The sequence below is a fragment of the Pseudomonas sp. PA-5-4B genome (assembly GCF_021606215.1).
GTDB lineage: Bacteria > Pseudomonadota > Gammaproteobacteria > Pseudomonadales > Pseudomonadaceae > Aquipseudomonas > Aquipseudomonas edaphica.
Genome location: NZ_WKDB01000033.1, coordinates 1 through 17,558, shown reverse-complemented (window position 1 = coordinate 17,558; position 17,558 = coordinate 1). Strand labels below are relative to the sequence as shown.

Here is a 17,558-nt window from a genome sequence, read left to right as displayed (position 1 = left end):
AGGGTGATAAGCGTGCATTAAAGCATGTCTACCTCCTCGGGCTGCACACGGCAGATAGCCAAGTACCGGCCGTAAAAAAGCCCGCAACCGCGGGCTCTTCTCACATCACTTTTCGACTTACTTGAACAAACCACCGATGGCATTAATCGCATCCGCAGCCTTGTTCACGTTTTGCTGGTGTTGTGGGTTGGTATCCACCTGCGCCTGGGTGTTGTAGCGCGCGTTACTGCAGCTTTTATTGGTTTGCGTCAGGGCCGCCTGAAAGGCTGTCGCGCGCAAGGTATCGCCTTTGGCGTTGGCTGCATTGATGTTGGCCTGCAGATCGCGGATCTGCTGCTGGCAGGAGGCGTTGTTGGTATTAGTGTTGACGGTGTTGTTGCTGCTGCCACCCAGAGCGGAGGACAGCGCGCCCGTCAGGGCTGTCAGGTCGGCGGCGTGGGCGGGCAGGGTAAACAGGCTGAACAGGGCGGCGGCGGGTGCGAGTTGGGTAAGACGCATGGCAAACCTCAATGTTTGATTGCCTGCACACGTGTCAGCGCCCGAGCTGGCGCAGAGCAATATCCGTATAAAGTTGGGCGCTCGGGTGGAGGGAAATACTATTGGGGCAATTTTTGTGCTTCAACACTGGCGTTGCGGAAGTGTGAATGCCTTCACGTTGTTGGCGGGGCATGGCCTGGGCTGTCTACACCTCTAACCGCTCGGCACGCAGGTAAAACCAGACAAAGAAAAGCCCACGATGGGGGCGCGGGCTTAAAAGGTGTTCACTTAGGAGCTGAGTTCAGGCTAGGCGCGCCACTGTGAAAACCGCGTGAAATCTGCATGTGAATTATGTTTTTTGCACCCAGGCATCACGCTCAAGTACTGTGCTGCTTCCTTATCCAGCCTAAGTGACGGTGTGTTCATGCCAAATGAAGTGCGGCTTGTCGTGATGATCAATACCCAGCCCGGCAAGGGCTTGCAGCAGTTGGCAGCGTTTCAGGCGCTGGCACCTAAGGTGCGGGCCGAGCACGGGTGCCTGAACTATGATTTGCATCCCGTGGTGGGCAACCCCGACAGCTTTGTCCTCATCGAAAAGTGGGCTTCAAAGGCTGCATTGGACGCCCACCATGTCGCCCCTCATATGGTGGAAGCGGCCCAACACAATCCCTCGTTTCGTGCGGGGCCTGCGACCGTCTTGCTGCTGGAGGACGCGGTATAAGGCCGCTTTCAGAGCCAGCGCTTTCAAGGTCTTTGAATAACCCGCGATACCCTTTAATCAAGGACGAACACTGTCACTGTGGCGAGCAGGCTTGCCCTGCGTTGGGTGGCGAAGCCGCCCCAAATCAGGCGACTCGGTGAGCCAGTTACAGCGGGCTGGGGCTGCTGCGCAGCCCAACGCAGGGCAAGCCTGCTCGCCACGGGTTGCTTTTCTTCAGCTCGATTTCTGATTCGACTTGCTTGACTGCGTAGGGCATGGTTTCAAAGCGGCACCCGCCTTATCTTGCCGCTCAGTGGCACCACCGTATTAAGGGGTGTCGGGATTTGCCGACCGGCCAGGCCCATGCCTTCGCTGATCAGCACGGCGTCCTGTACCACACATAAGTTGGACGGCGTATCCAGGCCGCGCACCAGTACTTCGACTTCCCGGGTGTGCAGGTTGCAACGCAGCAAACGCCCACTGAATCGGGTAAAACCGCCGTGCAGCGGTTCGCCGCTCCAGTCCGGCAGCAGCGGTTGTTGCAGGTGGCTGCACAGTTCCAGCACCAGCAGCCTGCCGCGCGGGCACAACGCCAGGCCCGTGGGCAATTGCAGGCCGCGTATCACCACTTCCATCTGCCCGGTGGCCGGGTGCACGCGGATCACTTGGCCGGCAAAGTCGGCAAAGTCGATGCCCTTGCGCGCCGGGTCGCCGTGCAGCTCGCCAGAAAACAGGCTGATCAGCACTGCATCCGTCTGCGGTTCGTACACCAGGGTCACGGGCACGGCTTCCTGGCCCTGATCGAGTTCCGGCAGTTGCGCCAGCACCCGTTCGTCCCTGCCTTGTGTGAACTCCACCAGTTGATTGGTATCAGGTTTTACCGCCAGCCAGCTGCGGCGCGTGGGGTGGTAGCACAGCGCATTCAAATTGCCCCGGCTGTGGAACACCGGCTCAGGCGGGTTGTATTGCAGGTCGAGCAGTTGCGAGCCGCCGACATAATCGGTCAGGCTGGCCAGGCAACGCCCATTAACACAGGCGATGTCCGACACGCCCATGATTTCATCGCGCAGCATGCGCGCCTGCATGTTCATGCTGCGAAAGCCTTGGGCGATGACTTTGCCGGGCAAGTATTCACCAGGCCGCGCAGGGTCGGGTTGAAGTTGGCTGATGCGGCCGCTGAAGGGCTGGTCCGCCAGGCCGGAGCCGGCTTCGGCCAACAGCAGGCTGCCATCGTCTTGCAGGCACAGGCCGCGTGGGTTGAGCAGGCCTTCGGCGATCAGTGTAATGGGGTGCAGTGCCTCAATGGGCTGCGCCGGAATATGCAAGGTCATGGGGTGTGCTCCTATTGCGGCGGCTGCCATGGGCTGCCGGTGAGGTAGGCGCGCAGCAACGCACGCTGGGCCGGCGACATCGAGCGCACGACCGGCATGAACAGCGTGGTGCCTTTGTAGGCGTCCGAGGTGCGCGCCAAAATCGCGTTTTTGGCGCCCATGATCGCGTCGGGCTGGTTGAGCGGTACGTAGCGCGACATGGCGGGGAAGGCCAAGTAGTGAAAGCGCAACACGTTCGGGTAAACCTGTGCCCAGGTGATGGTGCTGCCCTTGGCTATACCGAAATCAGTCTGGGCGTATTTGCGCAAGTTGGTGAAGAAGGCGCCATCGTCCACGCCGTTGGCCGTGCAGGTCAGCGCGACAAAACCGGCCTGGCCGGCACTGCCGCTTTTGAGCGTGACCGGGAAGCTCACCGTCTGTTGCCCGGCATTCACGGTCAGAGACGTGGGGAAGTTAAGGAAGTCAAAATACTGCTTTTGATCGTAAGCCCCCGGCGCGCTGGCTGCGAGGCTCACCTTGGTGGCGTTGGGCACCGGTCCGCCCAAGTAGCTGACGCGGAGGGTGATGGTCAAACCAGTGGGGTAGTCCTCCAGGTACACATTGCGCTGGTCGGCATACACCCGGTACGTCGCTTCGGTGGCGTTGAGTTTTTTACCGTTCACTGCATTGGGGGCGGTGATGTTCAGCGCCGTGGTCCTCACGGCTTGCTGTTGGCTGGTATTCAGGGGCAGGTCAACGATACCGCCATACACGTAGTAATTGACCAGCGGGCTGGCGGTGGGATTGAGTGTCGTCAGCGGCGCGGCACCGGCGGCAATGGTCACCGGCCCGTAATTGGCATTCGGCCCGATGGGGCTGGTGATGTCATCGCGCACGGCGCGGAAGGTTTGCTTGGGGATGACGTTGACCATATCGAGGCTCAGCAAACCGTTGTTGCCCAGCGCCGCATAGGCGGCGTTGCCCGTGGCCTGGTTGACTATCTGGCGGCCCGGCTGGCAGCCCGGCAGTTCGCCGGCAAACGCCGGGGCCAGGGTGCCGATCACCCGGCCGATGCTCGGGTTAGGCGTATATTTACCGGCGGCGTAATCGGCGTCCAACTGCGCCGTGGTCATCTGCGGGCACATCTCAAACATCACAAACCGCAAGACAATGCCCGTCGCCCCCGGCGCCTGGATAATCGCCTTGAGGCCGGCGCTGTTCTGGTTCCAGCTGACGATACTGCTCAGCGGGAAGGTCAACTGGAACGTGCCACTGGCATGGAACGAGCCCGGTGCGTCCATTTTTGCCGGGTCGAGCACGCGGCCGGTCACGTCGTAACTGCTGCACACCGCATTGTTGCGGATCAGCAACTGGATATTGTCGTTGCCACCTATTTGCAGGCCACCCACAAAAATCTGCGTGGTGGTCGAGGCGCTGGGGTCCAGGTCCACCATCATCGGGCCGGAGACCGGGCCCTGGCCGGTCACGGGGTCTACCGAGCCGAGCAGATACACCGGCTGGCCAATCAGGTCGCCGGTGGTGCTGATGTTGCCCGGCACACCTTGGGAACTGATCAGGGCGTTCTGCATGTCCACCACATGCTGGCCATAGTGGTTCCAGCCGCCGGCGGTGTAGTAGTTGCCGGCCGGCGCGTTGATCATGTTGTTCAGTTGGTCATCGGTATAAGACTGCGCACCCGGCGCCAGGGTCGAGGTGGTCAGGTCAAACAGCGGCCAGTTCGGGTTGCCATTGAACGGGATGGTCGGCGAGTTGTTCGGCAAGCTCACGTCGGTGCGGATGCCGCCCCAGAAATTCAGTCGTGGTCCATTGAGGATGCTCATGGTCTATTCCTTGTCCGTGGCGTGTGGGGTGACGGGCGGGTTGGCAAATTTGAACAGGTACGAGAAGTCAGACTTGAACGGGCTCTTCACCGGCGTGGCCATGGAATGGCAATTCATGCAGCTGCTGTTGGGCTGGATATAACTCTCCATGGTTACGTTGGCCGACAGCGCCGGTGTCGGCTGGCCCAGTGGGTTGCTCGGGTTGTTGGGCATCAGCGGGCGCTGGGTGGTGATCAACTGGTAGTACTTCAAAACGCTGCGTTGCAGGCCGGGGTTGGCCTGGTAATTGGCATTCACCCAGCCTGTGGCGTCGGCAATCGGCGTTACGCGGTTAAGCGGGTTCGGCGTCTTGAACGTGGTGCCGGGCTTGGGCACACAGACCAGTTGCGTGCCCTGGGTCTGCCAGTTGCACGGCGACTGGTTGAGCGTGGCGGCCGGGGCCAACGGGGTGTAGTAGGAATACGCCGTACCGGACACCGGCTGATCGACCCACTGGCCATTGACCTTGGCCTTGGGCGGCACGTTTTCGATCTGCTCGAAGGTCGACCAGATCCACTGCGGGTAGCCATTGACCTTGGTAATGATATGCAGGCCCACCAGCCCCAGATACGCCTCGGTCACCCCGGTGCGTTGGCCCTGGCTGTTGAAGGTGGCCACGCGCGCAATCTGCGTCAGGTAATGGCTGGCGTTGTCCCTGGGCGTGAGGATACGCCAGCTCGATTTGATCTCGATCACCCCATTGGGGAAGCTGATGTTATTGGCTTTGGACACCACATTCGCGTTGTAGAAGCGGTTGCCGACAATGTAGTTATAGGACGCCTGGTTGGCCGAGATATCGTAGTAGGTCGGGTTGCCTGCCTGGTCGATCAGCCAGCCACCGACCGCCTGGTCGATGGAGTTGACCAGCGAACTGTTCTTCAACGCAGCGATATTAATGATGCCCAGGCTGCGGGCCGTCAGCGGGCTGTTCCACGGCCCAGGGTTGGCGGCGCCCGGCAGGAAGATCTCACTGACGGTCTTGTAGGTCTGCCACACGGTGTAGCCAGAATCCCCAGGCTGTTTGTTGCAGTTGGGCGTGCCACGCTGCCCGTCCTGGGCCGGCCAGTTCAGGGCGACGAACATCTGCCAGCTGTATTGATCGAACTGGTCCTGCGGCGCATTGGCGGCGGGGGCGCTGGTGGGTGGCTGGCAGTTGAGCTGCGTGGCCAGTGTCGACGGCTGCGGTGCTTCGCGCGCCAGGGCCGGCAGGCTGACCAGCCCCAGCAGCATCACACTCAGTAGTGTTTTCATGATGATCTTCCTCAAGGCTTACGCTGCATCAGTTGGTTCCACTGCGCCTTATGGCCGTTGCTCTGGGAGGCCGGCGGCTCGAACAGCTGGCAAGGCGGCGGGTTGGACGGGCACATCGCAGCCACTTGGTCCCAGGTCTGCCTGGGGTCGGGTTTGGCGATACGGAAGTTGGTGTAGTTCTGGCTCACGATCGGCGCATTGGCCACGCTGGTGTCCCCGGAAAAGAAGAACGACTGCGGCGAACGGTAGGGTGGTGAGCCTGTCTGGCGCTTGTTGAAGGCATAACCAAACAGGATCGGCCCCGACGGTGATTGCAGGTCCAGGGCATAGGCCTGCACGCTGGCGTTGAGGTTTTTGCTGCGCTCGGCGCTGTAGGGCAGGTGCTCGATAAAGTCCTGGCGCGGTGGGTGGTTCATCGGCGAAAACATGCAGCAGGCCGGCATGTCTTTCGGGCGGTCCTGCGGGTAAGTCAAAAAGTACGCCTTGTTGCCCAGGGACACGAACGAGCAGGTGTAGTTGTTGTTCTTGATCGGGAAGATCGGCAGGCAGTACTTCTCGTAGTGCTCCATCATCGCGCCGAAGCCGTCGCCATCCGGCGGGATATACGTGGTGTCGTAGTAGCTCGTCCCGCGCGAGACCGTGTAGTCGGCAGGTGTGAGGGTCGAGGGTGGATTGCTATAGGGCGGCGGGTTTTTCGCGTAGTTGTTCATGACCCGGTACATCGTCCAGTCGCTGATCCATTGCGCCGGAAAAAACGGATCGGACGGCTCGCCTGGCGCGCGTTTGGCGATGCAGTTGCCGTTCTGCGCGTTGCACCCTTCGCTGTTGTGTACACCATTGGTGAAGTACACGGCGCCGCTGTCGTCGGCGGCAAACGCGGCGGGGCTGAGCAGCACAAACAGCAGCAACAGTCGGCTCAAAAGGCTGGTGTTCATAGGACACTCCTGTGGGGGGCCGGGCAGCCGTCAGGCCACCCGGCGCTCCTGCGTGTGGCTTAGTGGTAGTCGCTCATGCTCAATTGCACGGGCGGGTAGTTGCGTTTCACCAAGGCTTGCGCCCACAACTCCAGTACGGCTCGACGGCTTTGCGGCATGTCTCGCGTAATGGGCATCGCCAGGGTGCTTTCTTCCTGATAGGGCTTGCTGATCAACACAATCAGTTGGTCCACCGCGCCCTCAATGCGCGACAAGGAGTTGAGCGGCATGAACTTGCTCATGATCGGGTACAGGTAATAAAACGGCTGCAGGATGAAGGGGTAGATGAAGGTCTCCCAGATCAGCTGGCCGGCGTTTTCGCGTTGATAAATCAGGTTCCAGGCGTTGACGAAGTTCTGCTGCAACTGCGGTTCCAGCGGCAGCACCCGCAGCGGCGCGAGGAAGTCGGTGAAGGCCGTGGGCAGCGGGAAGCTGAACGGGATCGCCGGTGCCTGCTGACCTTCCTGCACAAAGAAACGCAAGGTCGGAAAACCCGGCGCCTGGGCGGTGACGGTCAGGTTGGCGATGCCGTTGGCGTCGGTCTGGATCTTCGCCAGGCTGTATTGCACCGTATTGTTGAGCGGGTCTTGCAAGGTGCCTTGCATGGCGATCGGGTTGGCGAACGTGAGCGTCGGGCTTAAGGCCACTGCCGCAGGTGTCGGTAAAAATTCCTGGTAGGTCACCGGCGTCATTTGATCGGCTGACACCGCCAGCCGCGTGGCCATCAATTGGCGACCGGTGCCCTCGGTCACGTGGCTGCGCAGCGTTGTTGCGCCTTGAAATTGCGGCCAATTGGCGCTGTTATTGGCCGGGTTGGCCGGGTCGTTGTTGAACAGGGTGAAGTTGGCCGCGTTGCTGAAGGCCAGGTAATAGTCGGTGGTACACAGCATGTAGGCATTGCCGTATTCGGCCACCCACAACGTGGTGCCGGCAGGCGCGGGCAGGCCGTCGTATTGCACCATCACCTGCAGGGTTTTGGTGTCGCCCACGTCGATAAAGCTCGCGCTCTCGACGACTTCGGCGGTCCACATCTGCTGGGTCGCGGCGATCACAGGCGTGGTGCCGGGCTGTTGCAGTTCCAGGGTGCCGGTTTGCAGGAGTGCCTGGGCGTCCACGCCCAGCGGCAGGTCGAGGATGCCCGAGCGTTTGTCGAAGGCCGCCTGTTGATAATCGTCATAACCAAAACTGGCCAGCGGGCTGAATTGCGTGCCCTGGCGGATGCCGATCTGGTAATTGCCGGCCTGGAATTTGGCCGCGACCGGGATGTCGGCCGTCTTGTCGATCGGGTAGAACGGGAAGGCATTGCCCAGGTCCAGCGACAGGGTGTTGTCGTGGGCCTGCGCCGAGATCACCCCGAGCTGCGCCTGGGTGGCCGTGCCCGGCGAGGTCTTGTAGATGGGCACTGCACCGGCCGGCACCAGGCGCCGGCCGGCGGGGGCGGTGGGGAACTCATCGTCGAGCCACAGGCCCAGGGTGCCGACCGTGCGGCTATAGGCCGGGTTGAAGAAAATATCGCCGACGTTATCCAGCCCCTGTTGGTACATGGCCTGCACCTGGGCCTGGGCCGCCGCGCTGGAGGAGTGGGTGTCGATCGGCGGGTAGTTGTTGAGGATGCCGTTCTTGTCGTAGCACGTCAGGTAGGTCGAAAAACGGAACATCAAGCCCTTGGCATTTTGCTGCGCCATCTGGGTCTGCAGGTTTTGCAGCAAGGCGGAATTGCCGATCACCCATTCCAGGTTCTCTTTGGGGAAACAGGTTTGCCAGGTGGTGGTCACGTAGGCCAGGCCACCGAGGTTGGCCCAGTTGAAGTTGAGGAAACGGTCGAGCATGCGGAACTGGCGATTGAGCGTCAGGCCGCACTCGGCGTTGCCCAGCACCAGCTTGTCGAAGTACAGCGCGGTAAAAGTGTTCTGCCAGGGGCTCACGTCGACAAAGCGCGCCGGCGAGCTGGGGGCACCGCCGAAGGGGTTGCCGAGCAACTGGAAGCTCTGGTTGATCAGCGGGTCCTGGTCCACATAGCCACCGCCGGGCAACTCGCCGCCGGTGATCACCGACTGGGTCTGGTTGTAGCTCACGGTGCCGCAGGCATTGTCGCCGAACAGGTTCCACTCGCCAGGGATCATCGGCGTGGTCAACTGCCCGGCATTGCCTGGCACCTGCATCACGTAGTCGGGCACGCTGGCGGGCGGCAGCGGGGCGATGGTCCAGGGCAGCAAGGTGCTGGCGGCATTCAGTGGCGTGATGTCGAAGGCCTTCAAGAACGGCCAGTTCATCTGCATTTTTACCGCATCGTACAGCGGGTACATGTCGTTGTTGTTGGCCGTCGGCGGGTTCCAGAACATATGGCCGCCCAGGTAGATACGCGGGAAATTCAAGACGCTCATGTGAGGCTCCTTAACGTTGCCACTGGGCGCGTTTGAGCGACCAGACAAAGTCCAGTTTGTGGTAGCCGACAAAGTCGGAGGCGGGCAACGGCGCGGTGGGGTAGACGATGCCGCCGTCTTTGTTCAAGGCGAAATTGAAGTAGCCCTGCTTGGGCGAATAGGCCGCGGTGCCATGGCAGGCAAAGCATGAAGATTCACTTTGGAACGCCGATTCCAGCTGGGAGTTGGCCAGTAACGTTGGCGTGGTGTTGGATTGCACGCCTATCAGCTCGTACTGCGCCAACGCCGGGTATTGAGCCTGGAAGGTGGCGTTCACCGGCTGCGCCGCCGCTGTTGGCCCGGTGCTGTTGGTCATCGGCGCGGCGGGTGCGGCGTTGGTCACCGTGTACTGGCTGTTGTTACGGTTTTCGAAGGTGGTCCACACCCAATCGGGGTTCAGCTTGTTGATCACATGCAAGCCGCTCAGCGCCGCATAGCCAACCTGATACTGCTTGCCCTGCTGGTAGTAGGCCTGGGCAATGTAGTAACCCTGGCTGGCCAGTTGTTGCTGGTAGGCCGTGTCGTTACCGATCCACAACCACGCGGCTTTCAGCTCCCAGGCGGTGGAGGGGAAGTTCAGGTCGCTGGTGAGTGCGGCCTGGCCGTTCACGTTGTAGACCTTTTGCTGCACGATGTATTCGAACGTGTCCTGGCCCATCAGCAGTTGGAAGCGCACCGGCTGGCCTTTCTCGGCTGCCGGCACCTGGCCGCCCATTTGCAGGATCAGCCCGTCCACCTGTTGCGTGGCGTTGAGGTTATGCAAGATTCGGTTGGGGTTCATGCCCATCGCCTGGGCCTGGCTCAGCACGGCGGCGGGTGGCGGCACGCTTTGGCCATAGGGCAGCGGTTGGGCGCCGTTAGGCAGGTAGACCTGGTCCGACGGTTTGAGGGTTTCCCAGACCCGGTCAGGGCTTTGTGGGCCGGCAGGCTGGTTCAGGCAGGCAAACCAGTTCCAGGCGAGGGTGTCGGGGCCTTGGGTGAAGGCGGCCCGGGTGGCGTCGAGATTGCCTCCAAACTGCAGAAAGTTGCTGCAATCGAAGGGGTTGGTGTCCTGTGCCTGGGCCAATCCGGCCAGTGCGCTCAGGACCGTTATAGATAAGGCTCGCCGCATGAAAGCTCCTTGGCATTCGCCAGTTCGAGGTGAGGGCGCCCCAGGAAGTGCTCCAGGAGCAGTTGCTTGACTGCCGTCGCCGCCAGTTGCTGCGGCAACGCCAGGTCGCAATTGGTGATCAGCAGCGGGCCGGTCTGCGCACTGCTGGGCAGACGACCATGGCTGCCACGGACTAACCCTGTGTCCAGTGGGATCAGGTCCATGTAGTAGCGAAAACCGAGCTTTTTTTGCAGCAGGCGGCGCGCGACTTTGAGCTTGGGCAAGCGAATGGCCGGGTCGATAAACAACTCGACCGGGTCGTAGCCGGGCTTGCGGTGAATGTCCACGGTGCGCGCAAAATCCGGCGCTTTGCGTTCGTCCAGCCAGTAGTAGTAATCGAACCAGAACCCGGCGGCGGCCACGGCCACCAGCTCGCCGCTGCGTGGATGGTCGAGCTGCCAAACGCGTTGTTCGGCTTTGTCCAGCACCTGCTCGATGCCGGGCTGGCGCTGCAACAGGGCTTTGACCCGCGGGATGTCTTGCGCGTGCTTTACGTAGACATGCGCGACCTGATGGTCCGCCACCGCAAACGCTGCGCTGGCGCCGGGGTCGAGCAGTTCCCAGCTCAAGGATTGGCGCACCTGCAACAGGCCTTCGGCGCGCAGCACGCGGTTGATCGACACCGACTGCGCGACGGCTTCGATGCCGTACTCAGACAGCAGCATCACCGCCGCACCCTGGGCCTCGGCGAAGGCCAGCAAACGCCCGACTTCGTGGTCGATGGCGCGCACTTCATCAGCAATCGACGGGTGCTCAGGCCCCACGCGCTGCAAGCTGTAATCAAGGTGCGGCAGGTAGATCAATTGCAGGTGCGGCCGGCTGATCTGGAACTCGGCCATGGCGCACTCGACAATCCAGCGGCTCGACGCGATGCCCGCCGCCGGCCCCCAAAAACCATGGAACGGGAACTCGCCAATCTGCGCCTCGATCTGCTCATGCAAACCGGGCGGCGACGAATACAGGCCAAATTGCTTGCGCCCATCGGCCGGGTAATGCGGGCGCGGTGTGATGGAGGCGTCCACATCGGCGTACATGTTGTACCACCAGAACAACTGGCTGCAGCGAAAGCCCGGCATTTCACGCTTGAGGGTGTGCCAGACCTTTTCGCCCTGGATCAGCGCATTGGGTTGCAGCCAGAAACGCACTTCGGCCTGGTCGCGAAAGTACCAGCCATTGCCGACGATCCCATGCTGCGACGGCGGCGCGCCGGTGAGGATCGAGGCCTGCACCGTGGACGTCACGGCAGGGAACACCGGTTGCAGGCTGGCCATCTTGGCGGTCTTGAGCCGCGCGTTGATCTGCGGCGTCGCCTCGCCCAGCAGCGACGGCGTCAGCCCGACCACATTGATCAGCAGCAGCGGTTGCTCAGAGCGCATCGGCATACGCCTCCTGCATCAGGGTTTGCAGCAGGTTGCGCTGGCGCAATTGGCTCTCGACCCAACGCAGCTCGGCGGCGATGCCTTCCAGCTGCGCCTGTTGCGTGGTGGGCCGCAGTTGCGCGGGCAACACGCCCCAGCTGTAGGTTTCCACCTCCAGCACCGGGCGGAACTCAGTGTGGGCGGCCAGGTAGTCGAAGGTCTGGGCCAGGGCCGCCTGGCTGCCGCGCAACTCGGGCAACAGCAAGTGTTTGCTGAACAGCGGGATATGGAAGTGAATGCGCAGTTCGTTGAACCCGGTGCAACCTTGCAATGCCGCCGGCAGATCGGCCCAGGCCACGCGACGGCCCTGTGCATCGAGTGCCTTGACCTGGTGCAGGTAGGTGGCTTCGGCAAAGCTTGCGAGGGTGTCGAGCACGGCTTCGCGCCGAACGGCATCGTCGGGCGGCAAGTGGCAGATCATCGCATTGGACAGCTGGACCTTGCCCACCGGCACGCCGGCGGCACGCAGCCTTTCCAGGGATTGATAACAATCCTCGAACATCACCGCTTGGTGGCACACATCAAAACACAGCGCCAGGTAGGCATGGTTCGGGTCCATGGCCTGCCGGTGCTGGAAGAATGCGAGGGTCTGCTCGGTGTTTTCCAGCACACAGTCGGGCTCCATCTCCAGGCAGAACACAATTTTCTTGCCGGTTTTGTGGTGCAGCGTGGCAAGTGCGGCTGTGAGTTGGCTGAGGTGTTCATCGGCGCGCAGTTGCCGCGCTTTGCTCCAGGTTGCGGCATAGCCCAGCGGCACCGTGGAAATTACCCCTTGGCGGCAATCGTCGGGCAGGGCGTGGGCAAGGATGCGCGCCAGGTCCAGGCTGTAAGCCAGCCGTTGCGGGTCGGCCCAACTGGGCAAATACACCTCGGCCTTCACCGCGCCCTGGTGGAAGTCGCCATAGGGAAAACCGTTCAGTGAGGTCAGGCGCACGCCGCTTTGCTTGAGTAACTGCACAAACTGCGTGCGCGCCGGGGCGTGCTGTAATTGCGCCGCCGCCTGGGCGCAGATCCACAGGCCGCTGTCTTGTTGGGCCAGCCCGCGCAAGGTGCGCACGCCCTGAAAATGCTCGGTGATGGAGGCGCGCAGCCCGGCCAGGTCGCGTGCCGGGTGTACATTGCTGCAATAGCCGATCTGGCTGGCCGCCCAGCCCTTGGCGGCGCTCATTTGACCACCGGGTCCTGGCCACGCAGGGCCGAGTTTTCTTGCCATTGCTTGCGTTGGTCGATGGGCAGCGGCGTGCTCACCAGGGCCTTGTCGAGTTGGCCGCTCTGGGCAAAAAAGTCCACCGGGTTATGGAACAGCACCTGTTCCACCTGGGCTGCACTGAACCCGGCCGCGAGCATCGCCTGGCCGGTCTTGGGCACCTTGAGCGGGTCGCTGATGCCCCAGTCCGCCGCGCTGTTGACCACCATTTTTTCGGTGCCGTATTCCTGCAGCAACGCGACCATGCGCTGCTCCGACATCTTGGTGTTGGGGTAGATCGAATGGCCGCGCCAGCACTCGCTGTCGAGCACCAGCGGCAAGGTCAGTTCGTTGAGGTGGTCGATGATCACCAGGTGTTCGGCAATCCCCACTTCGCGGATGACGGCGAGGGTGCGTTTGGTGCCGCCGATCTTGTCACGGTGCGGCGTGTGCACCAGCACCGGCAGGTTGAATTGCTTGGCCAGTTCCAGTTGCGCGGCGAGGAAGCGGTCCTCTTCGGGAGTGATGTCGTCGTAGCCGATTTCACCCACCGCCACCACGCCATCCTTGACCAGGTAACGCGGCAGAATCTCCAGCACTTCATTGGCAATCGACAGGTCATTGGCCTCCTTGGGGTTCAGGCCGATGGTGCAGAAGTGGTGGATGCCGAACATGCTCGCGCGAAAGCGTTCCCAACCCAGCAGCGTGTCGAAATAGTCGACGAAACTGCCCAGGCTGGTGCGCGCCTGGCCTTGCCAGAATGCCGGTTCAATCACCCCGGTGATGCCGGCGGCGGCCATGTTCTGGTAGTCGTCGGTGGTGCGGCTGACCATATGGATATGCGGATCGAAGTACTTGAGCATGGTGAATCCTCGTCAAGGGAAGGCGATGTGCATCAGTTCAGGTAGGCGTGCCATTCGGGCGGCAGGCGCAGGCCGCGCAAGCGCTGTAGTTGCGCCGGGCTGAGCAGGTCAAAGGCGATCGCTTTGGGTAAGCCTGGGGACACGGTGCGTGAGGCCGCGAGCTGTTCGTCGAGCAGTTCGAGGGCGAGCTGGTTGAGGGTCACGCTGTGGTGTTGCGCCAGGTTCACCAGGCGCCCGATGTCGAGGCCCATGCCGAGCGCCTTGAGCACCAACTGGTGAAAGGCGCGTTCCGGGTAATGACGTGACGGGTAGGCGGTGTCGAGAGCGAGCGCGGCAAACACCTGGGGGTTGCTGGTGCGCCCGGCCTGCAACGCCAGCTCCAGGCACAGCCCGTCGCGGTCGAGCCAGTCGAGGGCGCTGAGCAGGGCGATTTTTTCCTGATCGTCGCCCCACAGGAACAGTTGGCGCAGCAGCGGCAGGTGATCGTCTGCCGGCGTGTGTTCCAGCGCCTTGGCCACCACCAGTGCCCGGGCTGGCGCGACAACGGCGGCAGGCAACTGGCGTTTGCACTGGCCGCACAGCAGCGCCGCCGTGGAAGCATGCGGTTGTTCTTCAAGCTGTGCATGTGCCTGCAACCACCAATGCAACTGCGTGGTATCCAGCCGTTGGGTGAGCCTCAAGCGAAGGTCGGCGAGGTTATCCGGGCGCATGTTCATGTCGGCTTGATCCAACGCTGAAAGTGGGGAAGCAGGAAAAACACCAGCACACACACCAGGCTGCCCAATGGCTGATTGGCCACCGCCAGCACCAGTGCATCGAACAACGGCAGCGCGGCCAAACCTGCGCCGATAAACGCGCGCACCTGGCGCTGTTGCGGGTGGGCCAGGTGTTTCCAGTAATGCCAGCCCAACCAGCCCAGCCACAGCAGCAATACCGGCCAGAACCACAGGTTGTTGGAGTAGAGCGCCAGGGCCAGCGGGCTGAGCATCAACAGTAGCGGCAGGCGGCTGATCAGTTGGTTGCGGTGCTCCTGGCGGGCCAGGTAGGTCAGGCCGCTGATGTACACGCCAAGCAGAATCGCGCACAGCCAAATCGGCTCCGGCGGCACCGCCAGGCTGGCGGCGGCGGTGAGATACAGCGCCGAGCGGCAGGCGCCCATCAGCCACACGCTGTGCGCATATTTTTTGTGCAGCAGGTTGTAGCCGAAGATGCAGCCCACCAGCAGCACCACGCCGCCGAGCAACCAATGCGGCGTGTCGATCAAGCGGCTCAGGCCCAGCACCGCCGCTGCCGCGAGTACCAGCAGCAAGGTTGTGGCCAGGCCGACTTGTTGACGGCTGGCAAGTCCCAGGGTGATTGGGCGCGGGTTGTGGTGTTGCGCGTCCCAGTCGGCATCCAGCAGGTCATTCAAGAACATGCCGGCCAGGTACAGCAGCGACAAGGTGGTCAACAGCAGCACCCACACCAGCGAGGAGGGCGGCGCCAAGGCCCCGGCACTGCTGGCGAGCAGGGCGGCGGCCAGGGTGTTGGTCCACACCGTCGGCAGGTTGGACACGCGGCCGAGGGTCATCCAGGTTTTCATCGGGCTCATCGCGCGTAGCCCTCGGTGGCCGCCAGTGCCGGGCTGCTGTGGGCCGCCAGCCGTTGCAGCGCCGTTTGCATTTTTGCGCTGTCGATTGCATGCAGGTCCACCGATTGGCCGATGCAGGTGAGCATGGGGATCGACAGTTGCCCGCCCAAGTGCTGGCGAAATTCCTCCAGGCCGAGCAACAGCGGTGAGCGGCCCTGTGCGTCGGTCACACTCAGTTCCGGCGGGCACAGGTTGAAGCCCAACGTGTGCAGCAGGCTCATCACCCGCTCAGTTTCGGAATCGCTCAACAGGCCCAGTGCGTTCGCGTAAAGCCCATCCAGCGCCATGCCCACGGCTACTGCTTCGCCATGGCGCAGCCGGTGGTGGCTAAGGTTTTCCAGTTTGTGCGCGGCCCAATGCCCATAATCCAGCGGGCGGCCGTTACCGCGCTCGAACGGGTCACCGGCGCCGGTGATATGCCCCAGGTGCAGCTCGGCGCAACGGCGAATCGCGTAGCGGCTGGCCGCGTGGTCGAAGTGGGCGAGGGCGCTGGCATTGGCTTCCATCCACTCGAAGAACGCGGCGTCCTTGATCAGCGCCACTTTCACCGCCTCGGCCAGGCCGGCGATCTGGTCGCGGCGGGTGAGGCTGGTGAGCAACTGGAAGTCGTTGATCACGGCGGTGGCGGGGTAGAACGCGCCGAGCAGGTTCTTCTGGCCAAAGGCATTGATGCCGTTTTTGACGCCGATACCGGCATCGTTCTGGGCCAGCACTGTGCTAGGGATGCGGATCAGCCGGATGCCCCGGTGGAAGGTCGCGCAGGCGTAACCCACCGAATCCAGCACCGCGCCGCCGCCCAGGGCCAGCACGTAGCAATGCCGGTCCAGGCCGTGTTGCAGCATGTCGCTGTAGAGCTGTTGCAACACCTCTGAGGTTTTACTCAATTCACCGGCCGGTACGGCGATGGGCGCGGTGAGCAACTGCAGATTGGCATGGGCCGCGAAGTAGGCGTCGATCTGGTCGCGCAACGCGGGCGCGCTGTGCAGCAGTTGCTCGTCGGCGAACACCATCACTGTCACCTGGCCGCTGTGCGCTGCGGTGAGTTGTTGGTGCAAGCATGGGTTGTGCGGGTCGAACAGGTGGTCGGTGAAGATCACCGGGTAGTCATAAGCGACCGTGAACCGCCCACGCAGAGGCTGATCCCCACTTGGCTTGCGTTTGAGCAGGCTGTAAATCGCCACAAACGCCAGCGGCAACACCATGCTGGCCAGCACCGTGACCAGCAATGAATTCTGCTCGATCAGGAAGGTGCCGATGGCCGTGTAGGCCAGCGCCAGGCCGGCATTGGCCAAAGTGGTGATCAGCAAAAAGGCCCGCAGCGGGTAGCGCTGCATCCCGGCGGCCACCACCGAGGTTTCCGCCAGCACCGGTACACCGCGCAGGCAAATCAACGACAGCGTGCCCAAGCGGTACGCCAACTGCCCGGGCGAGCGCTGATGCAAGCCAAGGCGGCCGGACAGCAAACGAAAATAACCGGCGCCCAACGCATACCCCAAGCCTGCACCCAGGCACAGGCCGATAAAAATCACCAGGTAACCGCCAATGCTGCCGAGCATGGCCACCGCCAGCAACGCCACCATGCTCGACGGCACCGGCAACACCACGTCCAGCGCGAGCAGGGCGACCAGCAGCAGTGCCAGGTTGAACGCCTGGGCAGGCGAGGACGGTTGGTACAGGTTGAGGTGAATCAGGAAGTCTTGGATCTGTTGTTCAAACAACAGAAAGCTGGCAATCACCAGCGCAGAAAAGCACACCAATGACAGCCAAAAATGTTCGGCTGGCGCCTTTTTCGAGCATGCACGATACCACCGGCTGCGCTTCATCAAAGCATCCCTTTTGAGTATTGAGACTTAAGTTCCGTGTCTGTGCTTGCGCCGTTTTTAGAGCAATAAAACCCCTCACCTGGCTGGCAGGTTTTGTGCGTAATGGCTGATGGCTTTCACGGTATTCATGAACTTAGCCGGTTGTGGTTGTTTTGCAAGTTTGTGCGGGCGGGAGTTTGAAAAGGGCGCTTGAGTGGAGCAGGAGTGGCGATGATTATTCAATGTTTACAATTAGTTGTATGGCTTTTTTGTCGATGTCAAGAAGCTGTTGGTGAGGGGCTTTGAAAGTAACAAGTTGATTACATAACGGTGGGGTTTGTTTGGTTAATTATTGCGGCTGGCTATAACAAGTTTATGCGCGCGTAGTTGTCGAGAACTATTCCGTTTAGTGGGTGCGACGATGGTCAATTGTGGGAGCTGGCTTGCCTGCGATAGCGGTCTTTCAGTTAGACATTCAGGTACAGATATACCGC

General features: G+C 61.8%; 14 protein-coding genes. 1 reads left to right on the top strand and 13 read right to left on the bottom strand.

Going from position 1 to position 17,558, the window contains the following annotated elements:
- Window positions 1–117 precede the first annotated feature (117 nt).
- Window positions 118–498: a DUF1090 family protein gene (locus GIW28_RS17325; RefSeq protein ID WP_169988296.1), complete on the bottom strand. Its 381-nt coding sequence runs from the start codon at window positions 496–498 to the stop codon at window positions 118–120.
- A gap of 403 nt (window positions 499–901) precedes the next feature.
- Between GIW28_RS17325 and GIW28_RS17320 the strand changes: the two genes are divergently transcribed.
- Window positions 902–1,198: a putative quinol monooxygenase gene (locus GIW28_RS17320; RefSeq protein ID WP_099547926.1), complete on the top strand. Its 297-nt coding sequence runs from the start codon at window positions 902–904 to the stop codon at window positions 1,196–1,198.
- 260 nt (window positions 1,199–1,458) lie between these two features.
- Here the strand turns inward: GIW28_RS17320 and GIW28_RS17315 are convergent, their stop codons facing one another.
- Genes GIW28_RS17315 through GIW28_RS17260 form a run of 12 tightly spaced genes read right to left on the bottom strand, consistent with a single transcriptional unit; the run spans window position 1,459 to window position 17,085 of the window.
- Window positions 1,459–2,508: a hypothetical protein gene (locus GIW28_RS17315; protein WP_236448121.1), complete on the bottom strand. Its 1,050-nt coding sequence runs from the start codon at window positions 2,506–2,508 to the stop codon at window positions 1,459–1,461.
- 11 nt (window positions 2,509–2,519) lie between these two features.
- The gene (locus GIW28_RS17310; protein ID WP_177035052.1) at window positions 2,520–4,328 is read right to left on the bottom strand and encodes a hypothetical protein; all 1,809 of its coding nucleotides are present in this window, start codon (window positions 4,326–4,328) and stop codon (window positions 2,520–2,522) included.
- A 3-nt stretch (window positions 4,329–4,331) separates the two neighbouring features.
- Window positions 4,332–5,618 (bottom strand): hypothetical protein, encoded by a 1,287-nt coding sequence (locus tag GIW28_RS17305; protein WP_017136545.1) that lies wholly within the window; start codon window positions 5,616–5,618, stop codon window positions 4,332–4,334.
- An 11-nt stretch (window positions 5,619–5,629) separates the two neighbouring features.
- On the bottom strand, window positions 5,630–6,553 hold the full coding sequence (locus GIW28_RS17300) for a hypothetical protein (protein WP_170040190.1): 924 nt from the start codon (window positions 6,551–6,553) through the stop codon (window positions 5,630–5,632).
- 59 nt (window positions 6,554–6,612) lie between these two features.
- Window positions 6,613–8,976, bottom strand: coding sequence for a hypothetical protein (locus tag GIW28_RS17295; protein ID WP_099547922.1), 2,364 nt, complete (start codon window positions 8,974–8,976; stop codon window positions 6,613–6,615).
- A gap of 10 nt (window positions 8,977–8,986) precedes the next feature.
- Window positions 8,987–10,126, bottom strand: coding sequence for a hypothetical protein (locus GIW28_RS17290; protein ID WP_236447810.1), 1,140 nt, complete (start codon window positions 10,124–10,126; stop codon window positions 8,987–8,989).
- On the bottom strand, window positions 10,105–11,541 hold the full coding sequence (locus tag GIW28_RS17285) for an alkaline phosphatase family protein (protein WP_236447812.1): 1,437 nt from the start codon (window positions 11,539–11,541) through the stop codon (window positions 10,105–10,107). Before GIW28_RS17285 ends, GIW28_RS17290 begins: the two co-directional genes overlap by 22 nt.
- Window positions 11,531–12,751 carry a metabolite traffic protein EboE gene (gene eboE / locus GIW28_RS17280; protein WP_236447809.1) on the bottom strand — a complete coding sequence of 407 codons (1,221 nt, stop codon included), beginning with the start codon at window positions 12,749–12,751 and terminating at the stop codon, window positions 11,531–11,533. The genes GIW28_RS17285 and eboE overlap by 11 nt, the downstream gene beginning before the upstream one ends.
- Complete coding sequence (locus GIW28_RS17275; RefSeq protein ID WP_170040186.1) at window positions 12,748–13,632, bottom strand: TatD family hydrolase; 885 nt, start codon at window positions 13,630–13,632, stop codon at window positions 12,748–12,750. The genes eboE and GIW28_RS17275 overlap by 4 nt, the downstream gene beginning before the upstream one ends.
- 32 nt (window positions 13,633–13,664) lie before the next feature.
- The gene (locus GIW28_RS17270) at window positions 13,665–14,348 is read right to left on the bottom strand and encodes an EboA domain-containing protein (RefSeq protein ID WP_236447808.1); all 684 of its coding nucleotides are present in this window, start codon (window positions 14,346–14,348) and stop codon (window positions 13,665–13,667) included.
- Window positions 14,345–15,214 carry a UbiA family prenyltransferase gene (locus GIW28_RS17265; protein ID WP_017136537.1) on the bottom strand — a complete coding sequence of 290 codons (870 nt, stop codon included), beginning with the start codon at window positions 15,212–15,214 and terminating at the stop codon, window positions 14,345–14,347. Before GIW28_RS17265 ends, GIW28_RS17270 begins: the two co-directional genes overlap by 4 nt.
- A 5-nt stretch (window positions 15,215–15,219) precedes the next feature.
- Window positions 15,220–17,085 (bottom strand): 3-dehydroquinate synthase, encoded by a 1,866-nt coding sequence (locus GIW28_RS17260; RefSeq protein ID WP_236459085.1) that lies wholly within the window; start codon window positions 17,083–17,085, stop codon window positions 15,220–15,222.
- Window positions 17,086–17,558 lie beyond the last annotated feature (473 nt).

Excerpts from the sequence above, each read along its gene's own strand:
- eboE (WP_236447809.1), bottom strand. The coding sequence starts at position 12,751 with ATGAGCGCCGCCAAGGGCTGGGCGGCCAGCCAGATCGGCTATTGCAGC.
- GIW28_RS17310 (WP_177035052.1), bottom strand. The coding sequence starts at position 4,328 with ATGAGCATCCTCAATGGACCACGACTGAATTTCTGGGGCGGCATCCGC.
- GIW28_RS17290 (WP_236447810.1), bottom strand. The coding sequence starts at position 10,126 with ATGCGGCGAGCCTTATCTATAACGGTCCTGAGCGCACTGGCCGGATTG.
- GIW28_RS17275 (WP_170040186.1), bottom strand. The coding sequence starts at position 13,632 with ATGCTCAAGTACTTCGATCCGCATATCCATATGGTCAGCCGCACCACC.
- GIW28_RS17260 (WP_236459085.1), bottom strand. The coding sequence starts at position 17,085 with ATGAAGCGCAGCCGGTGGTATCGTGCATGCTCGAAAAAGGCGCCAGCC.
- GIW28_RS17305 (WP_017136545.1), bottom strand. The coding sequence starts at position 5,618 with ATGAAAACACTACTGAGTGTGATGCTGCTGGGGCTGGTCAGCCTGCCG.
- GIW28_RS17270 (WP_236447808.1), bottom strand. The coding sequence starts at position 14,348 with ATGAACATGCGCCCGGATAACCTCGCCGACCTTCGCTTGAGGCTCACC.
- GIW28_RS17325 (WP_169988296.1), bottom strand. The coding sequence starts at position 498 with ATGCGTCTTACCCAACTCGCACCCGCCGCCGCCCTGTTCAGCCTGTTT.
- GIW28_RS17265 (WP_017136537.1), bottom strand. The coding sequence starts at position 15,214 with ATGAAAACCTGGATGACCCTCGGCCGCGTGTCCAACCTGCCGACGGTG.
- GIW28_RS17295 (WP_099547922.1), bottom strand. The coding sequence starts at position 8,976 with ATGAGCGTCTTGAATTTCCCGCGTATCTACCTGGGCGGCCATATGTTC.
- GIW28_RS17320 (WP_099547926.1), top strand. The coding sequence starts at position 902 with ATGCCAAATGAAGTGCGGCTTGTCGTGATGATCAATACCCAGCCCGGC.
- GIW28_RS17285 (WP_236447812.1), bottom strand. The coding sequence starts at position 11,541 with ATGCGCTCTGAGCAACCGCTGCTGCTGATCAATGTGGTCGGGCTGACG.
- GIW28_RS17315 (WP_236448121.1), bottom strand. The coding sequence starts at position 2,508 with ATGACCTTGCATATTCCGGCGCAGCCCATTGAGGCACTGCACCCCATT.
- GIW28_RS17300 (WP_170040190.1), bottom strand. The coding sequence starts at position 6,553 with ATGAACACCAGCCTTTTGAGCCGACTGTTGCTGCTGTTTGTGCTGCTC.